The sequence below is a fragment of the Pseudomonas sp. MWU12-2345 genome, assembly GCF_023242385.1.
Lineage (GTDB): Bacteria > Pseudomonadota > Gammaproteobacteria > Pseudomonadales > Pseudomonadaceae > Aquipseudomonas > Aquipseudomonas gingeri_D.
Genome location: NZ_JALLJA010000023.1, coordinates 90,033 through 110,606 on the forward strand (window position 1 = coordinate 90,033; position 20,574 = coordinate 110,606).

The 20,574-nt window shown below is 61.6% G+C and carries 14 protein-coding genes and 1 rRNA gene; 8 read left to right on the forward strand and 7 right to left on the reverse strand.

Annotation, left to right across the window (positions count from 1 at the left end):
• Positions 1-32 precede the first annotated feature (32 nt).
• The 3 genes from M5C71_RS30255 to M5C71_RS30265 all read left to right on the forward strand — a co-directional run bounded on the left by M5C71_RS30255 (position 33) and on the right by M5C71_RS30265 (position 3,648).
• Positions 33-2,210 (forward strand): outer membrane assembly lipoprotein YfiO, encoded by a 2,178-nt coding sequence (locus M5C71_RS30255; RefSeq protein WP_248769451.1) that lies wholly within the window; start codon positions 33-35, stop codon positions 2,208-2,210.
• 6 nt (positions 2,211-2,216) lie between these two features.
• Positions 2,217-2,930 carry a DUF3142 domain-containing protein gene (locus M5C71_RS30260; RefSeq protein WP_248769452.1) on the forward strand — a complete coding sequence of 238 codons (714 nt, stop codon included), beginning with the start codon at positions 2,217-2,219 and terminating at the stop codon, positions 2,928-2,930.
• A 337-nt stretch (positions 2,931-3,267) separates the two neighbouring features.
• Positions 3,268-3,648 carry a hypothetical protein gene (locus tag M5C71_RS30265; RefSeq protein WP_103498481.1) on the forward strand — a complete coding sequence of 127 codons (381 nt, stop codon included), beginning with the start codon at positions 3,268-3,270 and terminating at the stop codon, positions 3,646-3,648.
• Positions 3,649-3,836: 188 nt separating this feature from the next.
• On the opposite strand, the gene M5C71_RS30270 is transcribed toward M5C71_RS30265, so the two are convergent.
• The 5 genes from M5C71_RS30270 to M5C71_RS30290 form a co-directional block, all read right to left on the reverse strand.
• Positions 3,837-6,383 (reverse strand): EAL domain-containing protein, encoded by a 2,547-nt coding sequence (locus tag M5C71_RS30270; RefSeq protein ID WP_248769453.1) that lies wholly within the window; start codon positions 6,381-6,383, stop codon positions 3,837-3,839.
• Between the two features lie 282 nt (positions 6,384-6,665).
• Positions 6,666-7,538 carry an ABC transporter permease gene (locus tag M5C71_RS30275; protein WP_248769454.1) on the reverse strand — a complete coding sequence of 291 codons (873 nt, stop codon included), beginning with the start codon at positions 7,536-7,538 and terminating at the stop codon, positions 6,666-6,668.
• Positions 7,539-7,557: 19 nt separating this feature from the next.
• Complete coding sequence (locus M5C71_RS30280; RefSeq protein WP_248769455.1) at positions 7,558-8,412, reverse strand: ABC transporter ATP-binding protein; 855 nt, start codon at positions 8,410-8,412, stop codon at positions 7,558-7,560.
• Positions 8,413-8,417: 5 nt separating this feature from the next.
• Complete coding sequence (locus tag M5C71_RS30285) at positions 8,418-9,455, reverse strand: ABC transporter substrate-binding protein (protein WP_103499536.1); 1,038 nt, start codon at positions 9,453-9,455, stop codon at positions 8,418-8,420.
• Between the two features lie 25 nt (positions 9,456-9,480).
• Complete coding sequence (locus tag M5C71_RS30290) at positions 9,481-10,377, reverse strand: TauD/TfdA family dioxygenase (protein ID WP_248769456.1); 897 nt, start codon at positions 10,375-10,377, stop codon at positions 9,481-9,483.
• Positions 10,378-10,900: 523 nt separating this feature from the next.
• Between M5C71_RS30290 and M5C71_RS30295 the strand changes: the two genes are divergently transcribed.
• The 5 genes from M5C71_RS30295 (at position 10,901) to M5C71_RS30315 (ending at position 18,118) form a co-directional block, all read left to right on the forward strand.
• Complete coding sequence (locus tag M5C71_RS30295) at positions 10,901-11,590, forward strand: GntR family transcriptional regulator (RefSeq protein WP_103499534.1); 690 nt, start codon at positions 10,901-10,903, stop codon at positions 11,588-11,590.
• Positions 11,591-12,459: 869 nt separating this feature from the next.
• Positions 12,460-13,239, forward strand: a complete 780-nt coding sequence (locus M5C71_RS30300) for a DUF3050 domain-containing protein (protein WP_103499533.1) — start codon at positions 12,460-12,462, stop codon at positions 13,237-13,239.
• Positions 13,236-14,165 (forward strand): diiron oxygenase, encoded by a 930-nt coding sequence (locus M5C71_RS30305; RefSeq protein WP_248769457.1) that lies wholly within the window; start codon positions 13,236-13,238, stop codon positions 14,163-14,165. The genes M5C71_RS30300 and M5C71_RS30305 overlap by 4 nt, the downstream gene beginning before the upstream one ends.
• Positions 14,166-14,179: 14 nt before the next feature.
• On the forward strand, positions 14,180-17,623 hold the full coding sequence (locus M5C71_RS30310) for an amino acid adenylation domain-containing protein (RefSeq protein ID WP_248769458.1): 3,444 nt from the start codon (positions 14,180-14,182) through the stop codon (positions 17,621-17,623).
• Positions 17,624-17,650: 27 nt separating this feature from the next.
• The gene (locus M5C71_RS30315) at positions 17,651-18,118 is read left to right on the forward strand and encodes an SRPBCC family protein (protein WP_103499530.1); all 468 of its coding nucleotides are present in this window, start codon (positions 17,651-17,653) and stop codon (positions 18,116-18,118) included.
• 170 nt (positions 18,119-18,288) lie between these two features.
• On the opposite strand, the gene M5C71_RS30320 is transcribed toward M5C71_RS30315, so the two are convergent.
• Together M5C71_RS30320 and rrf are read right to left on the reverse strand one after the other, a co-directional pair.
• Positions 18,289-20,169, reverse strand: a complete 1,881-nt coding sequence (locus M5C71_RS30320; RefSeq protein ID WP_103499820.1) for a methyl-accepting chemotaxis protein — start codon at positions 20,167-20,169, stop codon at positions 18,289-18,291.
• A 230-nt stretch (positions 20,170-20,399) separates the two neighbouring features.
• Positions 20,400-20,515 (reverse strand): 5S ribosomal RNA (gene rrf / locus M5C71_RS30325).
• Between the last annotated feature and the right edge of the window lie 59 nt (positions 20,516-20,574).

The following is a 20,574-nucleotide window of genomic DNA, read 5'->3' on the forward strand; positions in this document are numbered from 1 at the left end:
CTGCCGCTCGTTTAACGAATTAGGGACAATTCATGCGTATCGGTCTTCTGACATCTCTGGCCCTGGCGGTGAGCGCCGGCTTCTGCTCACAGGTCTTGGCCAGTTCCGACGACACCTGCTACCCGCGTTGGTCAATGCTCAAGTACAGCCTCGACGGCTGCAGTAACCTCGCCTTCCTCAACCCGGGCAACGACAGCCGGGTCAACCTGCGCCTGTTGCTCGCCGACCAGGGCGCTTTGCCCCTGGCGCCCAACCCGTTGAGCAACGACGACCTGGGCGCGGGCTTCGGCCCGGTACCGTTCGCCACGACCCGCCTCGACGCCGCCCCTGAGCCGGTCGTCGGTGCCGAACCAGGCAAGCCCGTCGCCGCCCCGCTGGATGAGGCCCTGGGAAAACTCGGTATCACCCGCGAAAACGCCGACACCGCCGTCAGTTCGCTGCTTTCCGGCGAGGGTGGCCGCTGCCGCAGCAACGACGCCGACAGCGCCACGACCTTTATCAACCAGTTGCTGGGCAGCAGCGAACTGCCCGACCCCGAGCGCCAGGCCCTGGCCCGCGCTCGCGTGCAGATGCTCGGCACCTGCGCCTGGGAGCCGGCGCAGCAAGCAAGCCTGGTGCCCGCCGTGCAATCGGCCCAGGGCCAGGCATTTGCCAGCTACCTGAACGGTGCCATCAGCTTCTATAGCGGGCGCTTCGCCGACGCCGCCCAGGCCTTCGCCAGCCTGGGCGAAAGCCCGCAACCCTGGCTGAAGGAAACCGCGCAGTACATGCAGGCGCGCACCGCCCTCAACCTGGCGCAACAGAACACCTTCGACAGCGACGGCATGCCGACCAAGGAAGAGGCCGACGCGGCCCAGCTGAAACTGGCCGAAGAAGGTTTCCAGCATTACCTCGTCACCTGGCCCGAGGGCCTCTATGCGACCTCCGCCCGTGGCCTGTTGCGCCGGGTCTACTGGTTGGCGGGGAATGCCGAAAAACAGGCGACCGAATACCTCTGGCAACTGGGCCAGGCCAAGGCCGAACAGCGCAACGTGACGCCTGACGAGCTGGTGCAAGAGATCGACAACAAGATGCTGCTCGGCGGCGGCAAGGTCGAGCAACCCTTGTTCCAGGCCCTCGACGACCTGATGGGCATGCGCCCCGGATACGGCGAGAACGCCACGCCCAAGCTGACCCTGGAAATCCTCCAGGCGCAGAAACCGATCTTCGCCGCGCAACCGGCGCTGTATGACTATTTGCAGGCGGCGTTCCAACTGTATGTCGCGAAAAACCCGGAGCTGGCGCTCAAGAGCCTGCCGACCGAGATCCCGGCGAAACTCGACTACCTCGCCTTCAGCCAGCAGATGCTGCGCGGCCTGGCCCTGGACGCAAAACAGGACGTGAACGGTGCCGAAGCCCTCTGGCTGCAACTGCTGCCGCAGGTCCACCAACCACTGCAACGCGAGCAGGTCGAACTGGCCCTGGCCAATCACTACGAGCGCAACCAGCAGGTGGCCAAGGTGTTTGCCGCCGACTCGCCGATCAAGACCGCGCAAGTGCGCGCCATCCTGTTGCGGCATATCGCCGATGCCGGGCTGTTGCGTCAGGTCGCCCAAGGCGAAGCCTCCACCGAGCGGGATACAGCCCTGTTCGTGCTGCTCTACAAGGACCTGCGCCTGGGCCATTACGCGGACTTCGCCACCGATCTCAAGCAGTTGCCCGCCGAGCCATCGGATACCAAGTTGAGCACCTCGTTGGGTTACACCTACGGCGACGGCCAGCCGCTCAAGCTGTTCCGCTGGAGCGGCGCCAAGGCCGAGTCCGGTTATACCTGCCCGACCATTGGCGAGACGGCGGCGACCTTGCAAGCCGATGCGAAGCAGCCCCAGGCATTGAACTGCCTGGGCGAATTTATCCTGCGCAACAGCCTGGACGGCATGCCCCTGGACAGACAGCGCGGCTCGGATGAGCTGGGCGGGACCGCGTCCTTGTTCAAGGGCAGCACCTTCTCGCGGCTCGACGGTTACCAGAGCGTGATCGGCGATACCAAGGCGTCGGCCACGGATAAGGCCTACGCACTGTTCCGGGCGATCAACTGCTATGCGCCCTCGGGCTACAACAGTTGCGGCGGGAAAGAAGTGACACCGGCGCAGCGCAAGGCCTGGTTCAAACAGCTTAAAACCAGCTATGCCAGCACCCAGTGGGGCAAGTCGCTGCAGTACTACTGGTAAGTGGCCGTGGGTCGCTGGCGCTGGCTGTTGCTGGCCGGGCTGCTGGCGTTGGCCGATGCCCGGGCGGCGGTCGATGCGCGGGACTACGACAGTTTCTGGCTGTGGAGCGGCGTCGCCCCGCAGCCGGTGCTGAGCCAGGCCAAGAGCCTGTATATCCTGCAAGGCCAGGTCAGCGAGTCACGGCGCTCGCCGCAGCGGACGGTCAACTTTATCGCCCAGGGCATTGCCATTCCACGCCTGACCCGGGGCGAGGTCTGGGTAGTCTATCGCGCCCACACCCTGCGTTGGCCGGAGTCGGTCTATCAGCAGTTGCTCGGCCAGGTGAAACGCTGGCAACAGGCGGGCAATCCGGTGGTCGGCATCCAGATCGACTTCGATGCCCGCACCCGCTATCTCGACGAATATGCCGCTTTTCTGCGCGACCTGCGCCAGCGACTGCCGGCGGAGTTGCGCCTGAGCATCACCGGGCTGATGGACTGGAGCAGCAATGCCGACCCGGCGGCCATCGCCCAACTCAAGGGCGTGGTGGATGAGGTGGTGGTGCAGACGTATCAGGGGCGGCACAGCATTCCCGATTACGCCGCGTATCTGCCACGGATGAACCGGCTGGGCGTGCCGTTCAAGATCGGTTTGATCCAGGGCGGCGAGTGGCAGGCACCGGGGTATTTGAAGGGGAATGAGTGGTTTCGGGGGTATGTGGTGTTTCTCCAGAATCCTTAGCGACCGGACAATTCCCTTTCCCTTGCCTGAAGTTTCCTAGAAAATCCTTTCGCCTTGCGCCTGCTGGAAGCGGTCACTAGTCTTCGTCCTATCGCTGCAAAATCAGCGATCCAGGTGTGGAAACCTGAACCTACCAGTAGGCGCGTCAGCGCCACCAAGCTCATTGTCGGCGCTTTTTTTGCTCTGCAATGTGTTCTATGGCGGCTGTGCGCAGGCAGACTTCGGTCTGGCCGGGTTGCCTACTGGTCCGGTTTTCCACCCTGTGTACAGCTGCCACCTTTTCGCCGTGTGGAAACGGCAGAAAGAGGGCTCCCACTTATCACGTAGGAGCTGGACCATGGATAAAAGACTTACACCGGATCCGCCGATCATTTTCCCGGCGTCACGTCGTGTAGAAACTGAAAAACATCACTTCGACGCCGCTGCCGAACGCGCTTTTGCGCACTACGGGCTGCCGCTGAGCGACGACCCACTCAGACCTCACCCAACCTTCTCGCCCTCGCCCACTCGTATCCCCTCGTCACTCAGCGTGGAAGACAAGTTGGTCAACGCGCTGTCGATCCTGCAATCGGCGGCGGCCACGGCTTACGAGTCCGCCGATCAACTCGACGGGGCGAAGCGCAAGTTGGCGATGGGGACGGTGCATCTGATCGAGTTGGCGCAGTCGTGGGTGGACTCGGTGATTGATGAGACGTCGGCAATGGGGACTGCGGGCTGATCCAAAGTCTGTGGCGCCTGTTCCGCCGCCTTCGCGGGCAAGCCCTGCTCCTACAGGTTTGTGTCGTACGCAAAATCTGTGACCGACGCGAAACTGTAGGAGCAGGGCTTGCCCGCGAAGACGGCGGGACAGGCGCCACAAAATCAACGGATGTTCATCACCTGCCGAGTGATGTCGACGACAGGACCTCAGGCATTCAGCCGAAAACTCTCCAGCCAGGCACCCAGCTCGGCCGCCCGCATCGGCTTTGAAATCAGAAACCCCTGCGCCACCTCATAGCCCTGGGCCTGGAGAATCCTTTGCTGGGCCAGGGTTTCCACCCCCTCGGCCACCACCCGCAACTCCAGGCTCTCGCCGATACGAATCACAGCCTCGCTCAGGGCCTGGCTGGTCTCGTCGGTTTCCAGGTCGTGGACAAAACTGCGATCGAGCTTGAGCTCCTGGATCGGCAAGCGCCGCAGGTAGCTCAAACTCGAATAGCCCGTGCCGAAGTCATCCATGGCCAGACGGACCCCAAGGGCATGAATCTCATCGATCGTGCACAAGGTATCCGGGTTGTTGTCCATCAACACACTCTCGGTGATCTCCACCGTCAGGTCCGCCGCCACCAGTCCGTTCTGCGACAAGGCCCGACTGATAAAACGTGGCAGATCACGGTTGTGGAAATTGGTCGGCGAAAGATTCACCGAAATGCTCGGCACCTTCAGGTGCTGACGACGCCAGCTCGCCAGCTGCCGACAAGCCTCACGCACCGACCATTGGCCGAACTCGCCGATCAGGCCGCACTCCTCGGCCATGGGAATGAATGTGCAGGGTGATACCTCGCCGAATTGCGGATGACTCCAACGCGCCAAGGCTTCGATGCCGCACAGGTCCTGATGGTTGAGATCGACCTGCGGCTGATACACCAGATGCAGCTGCTTGCGATCAATCGCCTCACGCAGAGCGGTTTCCAGGCTCAGCCGCCCCTTGGCCATCTGATCCAGCCCGTGACTGAAGAAACTGACGCTGCCCCGTGCGCTGGTCTTGGCCTGGTACATGGCAATGTCGGCCCGTTGCAGCAGGACCTCCATGGTCCGGCCATCCTCGGGGAACATACTGACGCCAATGCTGGCGGACGGCTTGAGGGTCACCCCGGCGATCTGGCAGGGGACGCTCAGGCAGCTTTTGAGACTGACGAGAAGATCGGTCACTTGCTCCAGCGAGCATTGCGGCAATACCAGCACAAACTCATCGCCGGACAGCCGACAGACAATATCCTGCTTGCGTCGCCGCTCCTGCAAACGCCGGGCGATCATGCACAGGAACTCATCGCCCGCCGCATGCCCAAGGGAGTCGTTGACCTGCTTGAAGCGGTCCAGGTCAATGAAGACCACGGCCAGGCTGCTCTTGCTCCGCACCGAATCGGCAATCGCCTGGTCGGCCTTGGCGTGCAGCATATTGCGATTGGGCAGCCCGGTCAGGTCATCGTAAAACGCCAACTGACGAATATGCGCGCGGGACTCTTCGCGCTCCAGGGCCAGCGCGCAGAGGTGGATCGTGGCATTCACCAGCAGTTGATCCAGCGGGCTCGGCTCGCGCCTCTCCCGGTAGTAGAACGCGAAGGTCCCGAGCACCCGGCCAGAACTGGATTTGATCGGCGTCGACCAACAGGCCTTGAGCCCCAACGGAATCACCTTGTCGCGAAAACCTTCCCAGAACGGGTGATGAGCAATGTCCGCCACAACCACCGGCTCACCGCTGAACGCCGCCGTACCGCAAGACCCCACTTGCGGCCCGATGCGCAAGCCATCCAGCGCATTGGAGTAATGTTCAGGCAAGCTGGGGGCGGCCAGGGGGTGCAAGGTGCCCCCTTCGTCCACCCGCAGAATCGAAGCAATCACGTCAGGGGCAATCCGCTCGACTTCACGGCAGACCAACATCATCAAGGCCGCCAGTGATTCCTCTCGCACCATCGCTTCGAGCACTTTGTGCCGCAGGACTTCCGGCATTCGCGAATGAGTCACGTCAATCAGCACGCTGACGGTATGGGTCAGGTGACCGAGGCTATCGAGCACCGGATAGGTAGTGACATTGCACCAGACACGACGACCATCATGGCGATAACCGAACTCCTGTGAGTGATACGCCTCACCGCGCCCCAACTGAGCACGGATGGCAGCAATATCTTCCACCTCGAAATAGGGGGCAATCAGGCTGATGGGCGTTCGTCCCACCACGGCGGCTTCGTCATAGCCGAACATCTCGGTGAACCCACCGTTGACGTAGCGAATCTGCCATTGGGCATCCGTGACAATGATTGCATTTTCGGTGCTGTCGACCACCAGTGACAGCAGAGAAAGGCGCTCGCGCTCTTCATGCTGGACGGTAATGTCCTTGATGAAGGCGGTGTACATCACCTGATCGTTGGTCTTGACCTTGGAAATGGACATCGCCCCCCAACGTCGGCTGCCGTCCTTGCGCTCGATCAGCACATCGCGGCTGGTGCCGACGATCTTGTTGACCTCCGTGCGACGATTGGCGTCGATGTAGCCGTCGTGATCCGCACGAATCAGTTGGGGCACCAGAAGACTGACGTTTTGCCCAATCACCTCCTCCTGGTCGTACCCCCACAGTTTTTCCGCGGCGGCGTTGAACAGGATGACCCTGTTCTGGCTATCAATGACCACAACACTGTCGATGCTCTGCTCTAGGGTCTGGATGAAAACCTGGGAAAGATCCTGAATGTCAGGCATGGCGGTAGCCCACTCACGGGAAGGAAGACAAACACAGTGTCGGGCTCCCTCCCGGTGCTTCAGGACTTTGTTGATCGCCGCCCCACTCTTGCAGAGATCGGAGGGGGGTTGAATGGCCCTCCCTATCGATGCGCGACAGTAGTAAGGTCGTCATGTAAACACTAATATCAATATGCCTCCATCCGATCATCGGACTATTGACCCGCATCAAAGAACCCCAAAGGACAGATGTAATATCTTCGTCGCGACCCCGCGACGTAGGCGTTCTCAAAAGCATTCTCATTAGCTATAGCGCTGCATCCCCCAACGCTTCACCGTGATTCGCTCCAGGGTGTCGAACACCAGGTTCTCCACCAGCAGGCCGATCAGGATCACCACCGCCAGGCCAGCGAATACCTTGTCGGTGTAGAGCTCGTTGCGGTTCTGGAAGATGTACCAGCCCAACCCGCCCTTGCCGCTGGTGGCGCCGAACACCAATTCGGCCGCGATCAGGGTGCGCCAGGCAAACGCCCAGCCGATCTTCAACCCGGCGAGAATCGACGGCAACGCCGCCGGAATCAGGATGAACAGCACAAAACGCAAACCCTTCAAACCATAATTACGCCCCGCCATGCGCAAGGTCTCCGACACCCCGAGAAACCCGGCATAGGTGTTCAGCGCCAGCGCCCAGAGCACCGAGTGCACCAGCACGAAAATCAAACTGTTCTGCCCCAGCCCGAACCAGAGCAACGCCAGCGGCAGCAACGCAATCGCCGGCAACGGGTTGAACATCGAGGTCAGGGTACTCAACAGATCCCGCCCGAACTGGGTCGACACCGCCAACGTGGTCAAGGCGAACGCCAGGACAATCCCCAGCACATAGCCCTTGAGCAGCACCACCAGGGAAATCCCAACTTTATCCAGCAATTCTCCACTGATCAGACCGTCGTACAACGCACTCGCCGTCTGCAGAAAGCTCGGCAGCAACAGGTCGTTGTTCTGATACCGCGCCGCCGCTTCCCAGAGAATCGCCAGCAAGATCAGGATCACACTCTTGCGCAACCAGCCCTGTTGCCACAACCGTTGCGCCAGGGGCAGTTCACGCTCCAGCGGGACCTCGAGCAGCGGCTCCAGGACCACTTCATATTCTTCACGCACAGGGGATGAAAAACTCATCGGGCATTCCTCCAGCCGCTCAATCGGCGATGCGGATATCGGCGAAATCCAGTTCGGTTTCAGCCTGCGGGGTTTCGTCGAACAGCAGCCGGTGGATCCGTCGCGCCGATGCCTGGAACTCGACGCCGCCCAGGCTGTGCAGGTTGTACTGATGGCTGTGGATCTCCGCCCGTACCCGACCCGGATGGGGTGACAACAGCAGAATGCGGTTGCCCACCACCAGCGCCTCTTCAATCGAGTGGGTGACGAACAGCAGGGTGAAGCGCACCTCCTCCCAGAGCTGCAGCAACTCCTCCTGCATCTTGCGCCGGGTCAAGGCGTCGAGGGCGGCGAAGGGCTCGTCCATCAGCAGGACTTTGGGTTGCATCGCCAGGGCCCGGGCAATCGCCACCCGGGCTTTCATACCGCCGGACAAGGTGTGCGGATAAGCATCGGCAAAGGCCGACAACCCGACCTTCTCCAGATAATGCAGCGCCCGCTCCTCAGCCTCCCGACGCTTGAGGGTGCCGGACGCCAGCAGCGGAAACATCACGTTCTGCTTGACGGTTTTCCAGGGCGGCAACTGGTCGAATTCCTGGAACACCACGATACGGTCCGGGCCCGGCTCGGTGACGGCCTGGCCTTGCAGGCGGATCTCGCCTTCACAGGGCCGGAGAAACCCGGCCACCGCCTTGAGCAAGGTCGACTTGCCACAGCCCGAAGGCCCGAGCAGCACAAAACGATCTTCGCGGTCGACTTCAAAACTGACCTGATGCGTCGCCCGCACCACCCGCGCCGGGGTGCGGTATTCCAGGCTGACCTGGTCGACCGCCAGCAACGCCGGGGTGGCGACGCTCGGATTGCTGGCCGTGTGGCCTTGCAAGGGGGCATTCATGTCGGTCAGCTCCCCTGCAACAGTTTGGCGTCCTCGAAGAAGTAGTCCTTCCACGATTCCGGCTTGTGCTTGATGGCGCCCACACGATAGAGGAACTCGGCCAGCGGGTAGGTGTTCTTCGGCGTCACGCTGAATTCGAACTGCGGGTTGTCGATGATTTTCAGCAGCGCCGCACGGTCGATCTTGGCCTTGGTCACCCGCAGGTAGGTGTCCGCCGCCGCGCCTTTGTCCTTCTGCGCGAACTCGGCCGCTTCGGCCAGAGCGTCAACGAAAGCCTTGTAGGTTTTCGGGTTGTCGTTGCGGAATTTCTCCGTGGCGAACAACACCGTCGGCGAGTTCGGCCCGAGCAGGTCGTAGCTGTTGAGCACCACATGCACGTTGGGGTTTTCCAGCGCCTGTTCCTGGAACGGCGGGTTGGAGAAGTGCCCGGTCAATTCGGTGCCGCCGGCGATCAGCGCCGCCGTGGCGTCGGGATGCGGGACGGCGACGGTGTATTTGTCCAGGCGATTGAATTCCTTGTCGCCCCACTGCTTGGCCGCGGCGTATTGCAGGAAGCGCGACTGCACGGAAACGCCAACCGCCGGCAAGGCGATGCGGTCCTGGTCGGTGAAGTCGGCGATGGTCTTGACCTTCGGGTTGTTGCTCACCAGGTAGTAGGGAAAGTTGCCCAGGGAAGCGACCGCCTTGACGTTCTGCTTGCCATAGGTGCGATCCCAGATGGTCAGCAAGGGCCCGACACCCGCACCGGCGATATCCACCGAGCCGGAAAGCAGCGCGTCATTGATCGCCGCGCCGCCGGACAGCTGGGTCCAGTCGACCTTGATATCGATGCCTTCGGCCTTGCCGTATTTCTCGATCAGGTGCTGGTCGCGGACCACGTTGAGCAACAGGTAGACAATGCCGAACTGTTCGGCGACGCGGATCTCGCCCTCGGCCTGGGCCGTGGCAGGCGCCAGCAGGCTGCCGGCCAACAGGCTCAAGCCGAGGCCGAGGGAGGTGGTGAGACGGCCGAGTTTCGGCCACAGCGCAAAGGGTGCAGGCATGGGGATGCTCCTTGAAGCGATCGGATCAGAACGGGGCATCGCCCTGGATGGTGGTGCGGTAGAGCTTGCGCCGCAGGTCACTCGGGCAACCGGCGGCCAGGTGCACCAGCGAACGGTTATCCCAGAACACCAGGTCGTGGGGCTGCCACTGATGGCGGTAGATGTTTTCCGGCAACACGCTGTGGGCATACAGCTCGCTCAGCAGCTGGCGGCTTTCGTCTTCCGGCAGGCCGACAATCCGCGTGGTGAAACCCTCGCTGACGAACAACCCCTTGCGACCGGTTTCCGGGTGGGTACGCACGATGGGATGCACCACCTCGGCGACCTGGGCCAGTTGTTCAGGGGTCAGGGTCGGCCGCCAGTTGCCTTCGAATTTGGTCTCGCTGTAACGCGCCGTGTAGGAGTGCGCCGCCGAACGGCCTTCGATCGCCTTGCGCAGGGCCTCGGGCAAGCTGTCCCAGGCCTTGTGCTGGTCGGCAAACAGGGTGTCGCCGCCTTCGGATGGCAGCTCCTGGGCGTGCAGCATCGAACCGAGGCTCGGCAACTCCTTATAGGAGAGATCGGAATGCCAGAACTTGCCCGCATCGCCCAGGCCGATGTTCTGGCCGTTTTCGACGATGTTGGAAACGATCAGGATCTCCGGGTGCCCCGCCAGCAGGAATTGCTTGAGCACATGAATCTGCAACACGCCAAACCGGCGGCTGAAGGCGATCTGCTGTTCGGGACTGATGCGCTGGTCGCGGAACACCACCACAGGGTGATCCAGGTGCGCACGGTGAATGCGCGCAAAGTCCTCGGCATTGAGCGCCTGGCTCAAGTCGAGGCCGACGATTTCAGCGCCCACCGATCCATCAAAGGGGCGGACGTCGAAGTGCTGTGCCGGGGCATCAGCGGTGGTCGAAACGGAAGAAGCCAGGGACATGGAAGGACTCCTGCGCAGGGCACGCTCAGAGGTGCACTTGGTGATCAGACACTCACGCGGGTCGCGTGTGGGTTCAGTTCATACGGCCCACCCAAGGGTCGGTGAGCACGCAGAAATATGACGATATAGATATAAGAGAGATAACTTAAATACTATTAAGGAATATCAATAGGGCCTTTTTCATAAGCGCCCCGGCGCCGAGCCGGTGAGAGGCGATGATTTTTTCACGTGCCCCGAGGACCTCTCCGACACATCCGGATACCTTGAAAACCCGGGTTCTGGAACCTTGTGCAAAACACTGGAGCCGCGGGAAGCAATACGCATCGCCAAGAGGGCGAGTCCCTACAGCCACTTGGGAATCGATTGATAGTTTCAGTGAGGGCTGGTGAAAGAGAATGGCACCATGCAATCATCCGTTATCGCGTGCCTCAGGCGCAGAGAATGGACGGTTTGACAAGCACCCGGGCAGCTTCTAGTGTGCCATCGGATCACCCTTCAACCTTGTTCAAAACAGAGTAGTCGCGTGGCGGAAAAACCGAATCCCTTGAACAGCGTTCACGTCAATGGACCCATACCCGCCCATCTGGCCCGGGCGGTGATTGAGGAGACCTTGCGCAACGCCATCCTGGACGGACGTCTTCCCTGTGGCCTGGCCTTGCGCCAACAGGAACTGGCGACGCTGTTCGGCGTCAGCCGCATGCCCGTGCGTGAAGCCCTGCGCCAGCTCGAAGCCCAGGAACTCCTGAATGTGGTGCATCACAAGGGGGCCGTGGTTGCCCCTTTGATCGTCGATAATTCCATCGAAGCCTACGACTTGCGGATCCTCCTGGAGACCGAGGCCCTGCGCCTGTCGGTGCCCCTGCTCGATGACAACGACTTCAAGCAGATCGAGGCCTATATCGATCTGCTGGAAACCGAACAGGACTATACCCAGGTCGGACGGCTCAACCGCCTGTTCCACATGGGGCTCTACAGCAAGGCCCCCAATCACAAACTGTTGAAGCTGATCGAGCAGGGCCTGGTGGAAGAAGAACGCTTCCTGCGTTTCAACCTGTCCGCCATGGGGCTGGGCAAACTCTCCCAGGATGACCATCGCGCCCTTCTCAGCGCTGCTCGGGCCGGCGAGATCGAGGTGTGCGTGGAGAATCTGCGACACCACCTGCAACGCGGCATTGAAGTGATTCTGCGTTATCTGGCCCAGGCCCGGTCTTGACCCCCTGAGCCGATACGCCTGTTGGGCCCGGAGTCTGCTGTTCTATCGATGTGCATGGCAGCCCACAGGCTGATGAGACGGGTTGTCGGTGAGCGATAACAACACCGCCGACAAGCTGCCATCAGCTGTTTTCCATGATTTGTGAAAAAGGTCGTGGGCGCACGCCCTGCCACGCGGGATGACCCTATCTATTCACCGCTTCGGACAGGTTTCGCCTCTTCCGGCGATAGCAGAACTGTCCGTTTGGGCACAGGCTTGCTCACCGATAATCAATTGACGAGCGACGTACGGCTCTGCGCATGCAACTTTCGGATTACATCACTCAACCAAGGAGGACTTCCACGCGCCGGAAGTACGGATCAGCCGTGTCTCGGCCACGCCTATCAAACTATTAATCCATCCCATTGAGAGCCAGTTGAATGAGGCATTCCATCATTCATTTAAATTCTGATCGTTATTATTCGGAAGGGGCACTCTCACCCCTAAAAACACGGCATCGCCAGTGTTATCGGGGACACTCATCTATTAAAAAGTGCCACTTACAATTGTTCTAAAAATAACTTGATCCGCGCTGATTATTTGTATTAATTTTTAATGGCTTTCGGGCAACCCCTGTCGCCAAGGCCTTAGCCAGCCTAGACATAGGCGCCCGGCAACACCAAACAAAATACGCTCAAAACGCTTGCACGATGACACTTTGGCGTACGTTAAATACGCCGTGATTCCTCTCGATACTTTCAATTTCTTATTGAGGACTCTGTTCGTCCGCCCGTTAGCCAATGCAACACCGCGACACCGCCATACCGTATAGAAAACACCGTGCAACCTGTCACAGCCCTTTCAACTTCGCAGACACGTGGTGAATATTAATGAGCGCACTAAAGCACCTTCTCGACGCCCGTAAAGAACAACTGACCCAACACCCTGTATTCAGTGAGATTCATTCACTTTCACTCCTTCGACGGTTCATGGAAGTCCATGTCTTTGCGGTCTGGGACTTCATGTCGTTGACCAAGCGCTTGCAACAGGAACTGACCTGTACCACTTTGCCCTGGCTGCCGCCCAGGGACCCCCAGGCCGCACGCCTGATCAATGAAATTGTCCTTGGCGAGGAATCGGACCAACGCGAAGGCCCCGGCCATTGCAGCCACTTCGAGTTGTATCTGGAAGCCATGCGCGAGGTGGGCGCCAGCACGGCCGCCATCGAGCACTTCATCGAACTGCTGCGTGAAGGCGTGACGGTCGACACCGCGCTGCGCACGGTGAACGCCGCGCCGATGGTGATCGGCTTTGTCAGAAACACCCTCGATATCGCCCTCCACGCCTCGGCGCATCAGGTGGCCGCGGCCTTTCTGCACGGCCGGGAAAGTGTCATCCCGCAGATGTTCCAGCGGATTCTCGATGAGTGGGGCATCGATCACGCCCAGGCCCCGACGTTGCGCTACTACCTGCAACGGCATATCGATGTCGACTCCGAGGACCACGGGCCGGCGGCCGAACACTTGCTCGAACGCCTGGTGGGCGGTCAGCCGCAACGCGAGGCGGAGATCTACAGCGCCGCCCTGGCCGCCGTGGACAGCCGCCTGGCGCTGTGGGACGGCTTGCAACTGAGCCTGAGCGAACGCGCCGTCGAGGTGGCCCTCTCATGAACGCCGTCGACTACACCTCCTTCGCCGATGCCTGGGAAAGCCGCGCCAGCATCCGCACCCGCCCACGGCGCCTGCTCGAGGACGACGATCGGCTGATCTATCCCCTGAGCCGCCAGCCCCTGGTCAGCAGCGAGAGTTTCCTCACCCTGTGTCCGGAGCAGCGGGATTTCGTGCTGCTGCAGAGCCTCTACAAATTCATCAATGACGTGGTGATTTTCGAGACCGATATCGTCGACCGCACCGCCCGCAGCATTGCCAAGGGGCGCTTCCCGATCCGCTTTCCGTTCGCCTGTCGTTATGACGCCATGACCGTGGTGGTGGACGAGGACTATCACGCCCTGGTGGCCATGGACTTCATGCAGCAGACCGTGGCCATGACCGGCATCGAACCCCTTGAGCTGCCCGAGGAAATCGAACTGAGCCGGGCGATCCCGGCGGCCATGGGGATGGCCCCCGAGCACCTGCAAGCGGCCATGGAGCTGATCTGCGTGGCGATCTCGGAAAACACCGTGACCAACGATGTCGCGGCCTTTGCCAAGGACGAGACGATCAAACCCTCGATCAAGGGCCTGATGGCCGACCACCTGCTCGACGAAGGCCGGCATGCCGGGTTCTGGACGCGCCTGGTGCGGATCTACTGGCAGACCGCGAGTGAGGACGACCGCGACCTGATCGCGCAGATACTGCCGGTGTTCATCGTCCATTACCTGACCAACGACATCCAGAAAGCCTTCGACTTCCGCGTGATCGAGCACCTGCCGGTGAGCGAGGCGATTCGCCAGGAACTCAGGCGCGAGGCATTGGGGCTGGCGTATCCGATCAATCGCCACCATCCGCTGGTGATCAATATCGTGCGCTTTCTGCGCAACAGCTCGCTGCTCGATTCGCCCTGTGTCCAGGACGCCTTGAGCGACTACCTGATCTAGCCAAGGAGATCATCATGAGACGTCTCACCCTTTTGCTCGTCGGTAGCAGCCAGGCGCTGGATGAATTGCTCCGCGAGCTGGAACAGCACGGTCATTCGATTCAACGCCTGAGTCACGCACAGGCCATCGAAGCACAACCGCCGGGCGCGGCGGATCTGTTGATCGAAGATGGCAGCCTGGTGCTGCCCACCAGTTGGCGGCGCGACCTCGGCGCCTGCATTCACCTGGCCCTGCGCCTGGAACAAGGGCCCGTGGCGCCCCAGGGCCTGCCCGCACTCAGCCTGCTTTGCCGGCTGGTCGAGGAGGACGGGAGCCGCCTGATCCAGCGCCTGGGGGTTGATCAGGACGGCTCCGGAAACGGCCAGGCGCTACGCCTCGCCGCAGTCCAGGCATTGGTGGAGCGGGTGGCCTTGCAGGTCAGCCGCTATTCCCGTGACGCCGATTACTTTGCCGAGGCCGCCACGTTGCCATCGGCGTCGGAGCACCCGGAACAGGATCTGCGCAGGCTTGAGACGCTGGCTTTCGAACACCGTCTCAACCAGACCGCCCGCCCCGAGTTGCTGGCCCTGGCCCAGGTGTCGGTCATCGAGCATATCGAAAGCAGCCTGCTGCGTTTCGCCGAACGCCCCGCGCTGACCCTGGACGGGGTGTCGCTGACCTACCGGGAACTGCACGACCTGAGCCGGACGATCCAGCAAAGTCTGCTGGCCCGGCTCGATGCCCTGGGACCGTTCACCGAACCGCCGGTGATCGGGCTCTGCCAGCACAAGAGCCCCGCGCTGTATGCCAGCATCCTGGCGATTCTCGGGGCCGGCGCGGTGTATCTGCCGCTGGACCCGGGCCACCCGCTGCAACGCCAACTGTTCGTTCTCAAGGATGCCGGCGCCAGCCTGCTGCTGCATGACGGACAATCTTCCCTGGCCGAACAGCTGCCGGCCCTGGATGTCCGTGGCCTGGCGCAAAAACCGACTGATCAGCCCCTGGTGCGCCAGGCACACGCCCCCCAGGCACCCTGCCTGGCGCTCTATACCTCGGGCACCACCGGACAGCCCAAGGGCGTGCTGCTCAGCCAGCACAACCTCAGCCACTTCACCGCCTGGTATGCCGACTATGTGCAGCTCAGCGAAACCAGTCGGGTGCTGCAGTTCTCCACCTTGAGTTTCGATTCGTCGCTGATCGACATCTTCCCGACCCTGGTCAGCGGCGCGGCGCTGGTGGTGCCGACTGAAGACCAGCGTCGCGATCCCTTGCAACTGCTGGCGCTGATTCGCGGGCAACGGCTCAGCCATGCCTTCCTGCCGCCGGCACTGCTGAGTATCCTGCCGCTGGACACGCCCCTGGGCCTGAGCCATGTGATGACCGGCGGTGACGTGTGCGAACCGGATGTCATCGAGAAGCTCTCGACCCAGTGCCATTTCTACAATCTCTACGGCCCTACCGAGACCACCGTGCTGGTCACCGCCAGGCGCTTCCAGCCCGGCTCCGGCAATCGCAGCCTGGGCCAGGCCATCGCCAACAGCCAGGTGCTGATTCTCGACGAACAGCGTCAGCCGGTCGCCGAGCAGACCGTCGGCGAGTTGTATATCGCCGGCCCCGGGGTCGGCCTCGGTTACCTGAACAATCCCGACAAGACGGCGGACAGTTACCTGCAGCTGGCGCTGGGCCAGGGCGAAAGCCTGCGTGCCTACCGCACCGGCGACATGGCCAAGTGGACCGGCGAAGGCATCGAGCTGTGCGGGCGCCGGGACAACCAGGTGAAGATTCGCGGCTTCCGGGTCGAGCCGGAGGAGATCGAGCAGTGCCTGCGCGACAGCCGGCTGTACCGCCAGATCGCGGTGGTCATCGATCCTCGGCGGCGGGTGCTGGCCTTTATGAGCCAGCCGCAGTCTGCCGGCGGCCAGGACGCCCTCAGGCAGCATGCCGAGCGCTACTTGCCGGACTATATGCAACCGACCGTCTACACCGAGCTGGCCAGCCTGCCTTCGGCCAGCAACGGCAAGATCGACCGCGGGGCGTTGCTCAAGCTGCCGGTGGAGACGCCCGAAAACAGCCGCCGCCGGTTACCCGCCACGGCGGACGAAAGTCGCCTGCTGGAACTCTGGGCCGAGCTGCTGGAACTGCCTGTCGAAGATATCTCCACCGACGAGAGCTTCTTCAACCTGGGCGGCCACTCGATCCTGTTGTCGAAAATGCTGCTGGGTATTCGCGAGCAGTATGGCCGGGGTATCTCCATCAACCGCTTTATCGAGGAACCGACCCTGTGCCGCCTGGCGATGCTGGTCGGTGGCGCCGCCACCAGCCAGGCCCTGAGCGAGCAGATCCTGATCGATGTCGAGCGGGAACTGGGACTCAACGTATTGCCCGCTGATCGCACCGGTGATGTGAACAAGGTGGTGGTGACCGGCGCCAACAGTTTTGTCGGCGTGCATCTGGTCGAAGCGCTGCTGGCCGGCGGGGCCGTCGAGGTCGCCTGCCTGGTCCGCGACAGCGCCGCGGAACCGGCGGCCGAGCGCTTTGCCCGGGCCCTGCGGGAAAACCGCCTGGAGCACCTGGATCTGAGCCGGGTGCGGGTCCATGCCGCCGACCTGACCCGTCCTCTGTTGGGACTCGCCCCGGCGGTCTATGAACGGATCGATCGCGAGTTCGGCGCCCTGGTGCACAACGCGGCCAACGTCAACCACGTACTCGACTACGAGTCGCTGGCACCCGATAACGTCGATCCGCTGTTCGAATGCCTGCGCCTGTGCGAGGGGCGCAGCAAGAAGATCTTCAACTTCATCTCGACGCTGTCGGCCTCCAGCAGTACCGATGCCGAGGGTCGGGTGCTCGAGCAACCGGCGGCCCAGACACCGCCGATCTATATCCGCAACGGCTACAACCTGAGCAAGTGGGTCGGCGAGCGGATCCTGCAACGGGCCCGCGAGCAAGGCGCCTGGGTCAACCTCTACCGGCCCGGCAATATCAGCTTCAACAGCCGCACCGGGGTCAGCCAACCCCACAAGAACCGATTGATGCTGATGCTCAAGGGCTCGCTGCAGTTGGGCCAGGTGCCCGCCCTGGAGCTCAATTTCGACCTGATGCCGGTGGACTTCCTCGCCCGCTTCATCGCCGTGCACGGCCGACGTACCAGCGCCCACGGGGTGTTCAACCTGCATAACCCGCAACCCCTGAGCTGGGCCGACTACATGGCCTCGTTCCGTGAAGCCGGCCATGACTTCCAGCTGGTCAGTGTCGCCGACTGGCAGCGCCAGTTACACCGGGTCGACAGCAACAATGCGCTGTTCGAAGTCCTCGGTTTCTACCTCAACGGTTTCGAAGAGGACATCGGCGATATCTCGGCCATCGGCCATGCCCATGCCGCCGCAGCCGTGCGCGAGATGGGCGAGCAATACCCGGCCAAGACCCCGGCGCTGCTGCGCAAGGGCTGCGACTACCTCAAACAGATTCAATTCATCTGATTCACCCCACCCACAAGGAGTTACATCATGAATAACCTGCAACCCGATAGCCTGATCCGCAATCCACAAGGCAGCCCGGTGATTTCATCGGTGGAAGTGGCCCGCGACGCCGCTACGGTCTGGGCCGTGGTCGGCGATTTCGGTGGCTTTGCGGCGTTTATCACGGCGCTGGAGCGCATCGAGATCACCGGCGAAGGCGTCGGCTCGCTGCGCAAGAAGTTCTTCAAGGACGGTAACCTGGTGGTCGAGCAGCTCAACTCGCGGGACGAGCAGGCACGGCGGATGACCTGGACGACGATCTACAACACCCTGGGGGTTGGCCAGCTGTGGGCGTCGATGACGGTCGAGGCGCTGGATGCGGACCGCAGCCGCGCAACCTGGACCATCATTGCCGAACCGGCCAGTGGTGGCGAGGAGGCGCTGCCGGGGTTCCGCAGTTTTGTTCAGGGGTTTGCCGATGATGCGATGAACAATGTGCGGACGTTGTTGGCCTGATAGGTTCTGATAGCGCGTAGGTGTCCTTGAGGGACTCTTCGCGGACAAGCCCTGCTCCTACAGTACAGCGTCAATCACAGATTTCGTGTACGACATAAACCTGTAGGAGCAGGGCTTGCCCGCGAAGGCGGCCTCAAGACCGCCAAAAGCCTCGTAGACAAGCCCGGCTATCAGATCCTGAAACTGTCCACCAACTGCTTCAACCGTCCGGCCTGCTGCGCCAAGGCATCGCAATCCTTCAAGGTTTCATTCAGGTTGGCCACACCCTGCTGGTTCAGCAGATTGATCTGGTTGATATCGACGTTGAGGGTTTCCACCACCGCGGTCTGCTCCTCGGTCGCGGCCGCCACCGACTGGTTCATCCCGTCGATCTCGGTAATCCGCTGGGTCACGCTGACCAGACGGGCACCGGCCTGGTTGGCGACTTCAACGCTCTCTTCGCTGGACACCTGGCTGGCGTTCATGGTCGTCACCGCTTCCCGCGAACCGACCTGCAGCGAGGTGATCATCTTGTGGATTTCCTCCGCCGATTCCTGGGTCCGGTGGGCCAGGTTACGCACCTCATCGGCCACCACGGCAAACCCGCGTCCCGCTTCGCCCGCCCGCGCCGCTTCAATCGCCGCGTTGAGGGCCAGCAGGTTGGTCTGCTGGGAGATGCCCTTGATCACATCAAGAATGTGCCCGATGTTATCGGTGCTGGCGTTCAGCGTTTCGATCTGGGTGCAGGACAGGCTGATCTTCTGCGACAGCTCGGTCATCGCCAGGATGGTTTTTTCCACCACCTGACGCCCGTCGTCCGCCTGCTCGCTGGCGCCACTGGCGTGTTGCGAAGCATCGGCGGCGTTGCGGGCGATCTCCTGGGTGGCCGCCCCCAGCTCGTTGATGGCCGCCGCCACGCTGTTGGTCCGCGCGCTCTGCTCATCGGAACCGATGATCGAGGCATTCGAGGAGTTCATCACCCGCTGGGACAGGTCGTGCACCTGGCGCGTGGCCGAGGACACTTCACTGATGGAGGCGTGGATGCGCTCGACGAACTGGTTGAAGGAACCGGCGAGCTCGCCGAACTCGTCCCGGTTCTCGATGCTCAGGCGGCGGGTCAGGTCGCCCTCGCCCTGGGCAATGTCCTGCATCGCGCGACCCATGGTGGTCAACGGACGCATCAGGAACTGGATCAACAGGGTCAGCAGCACTGCGATCGCCACCACGGCAATCAACATCGCGATCAACGCCGAAGTCCGGAACTTGCTCAGTGGCGCGTAGGCCTTGTCCCGGTCGATGGACAGGCCGATATACCAGTCCGCCGAAGGCAGGCCCACCACCGGTGTGAACGAGATAATCCGTTCCTGGTTGTTCAGGGTGACTTCCTGGATGCCCTTGGTAATCCGCAGCCCGGAGTTCGGGTAGAGGTCCTTGAGGTTCTTCATCACCTGGTCTTTGTCCGGGCTGACGATCACCTGCCCGTCGCCACTGACCAGGAAGGCCTGGCCAATACCGCCGAAGTCCACCGAGTTGATGATCTTCACCAGGGTCTCCAGGCTCAGGTCCCCCCCCACCACACCGAGCAGTTGCCCGTTGCTCTTCACCGGCAGGGCGATGGTCACCACCAGGCCGCCAACCGAGGCCATATAGGGCGGAGTGAGCATGGTCTTGTCCGCCACGACAGCGGATTTGTACCAGGGGCGCTGACGTGGATCGTAGCCGTCGGGCATCTTCGCGTCAGGACGCTGGGTGAAGGTGCCATCGGTCTGACCGACATAGGTGAACTGGAAGTTGGAGGTCAATGCCGGTTGATCGACCAGGCCCGGGTAATCGGCCTTGCTGCCCTGATGGGCCAGGTTCTGCGCCAGGTTCTCCAGTACCAGGATCCGACCGCCCAACCAGTTCTGCACGCTGCTGGCGGTCAGGTCACCGGCTTGCTGGACGGAGGACTCGAGGTTCTGCCGGATGGTACTGCGCTGTAGATAGTCGTTGTAGAACGTGAACAGCGCAAAGGCGAGAACCACGACACCAGAGGCGGCCAAAAGGATTTTATGGCTGAATTTCAGATTCATTTCATGGACTTCTTATTATGCCGAAAATGGGGATGCGTGCGGGTGCAACACTCGTTGGGGGGCGCAGGCAGCGTTCTATGACTGCTCCACTTTGGTGCACGCATCATTCACCATACTGTCGGCACCATGGGATGAAAACTTAGCTCATTTCAGGAAATGTCTGGAGGATTTTTTGCACGCCCAAAACAAAACCCCCGTCTGCGTGAGCAGACGGGGGTTTCGGAATTCAATCTTGACGATGACCTACTCTCACATGGGGAAACCCCACACTACCATCGGCGATGCATCGTTTCACTGCTGAGTTCGGGATGGGATCAGGTGGTTCCAATGCTCTATGGTCGTCAAGAAATTCTGTGGCCAGACCCGCCACCGGAGGGCGTGTCAGCAAAATCGGGAACTTCTACT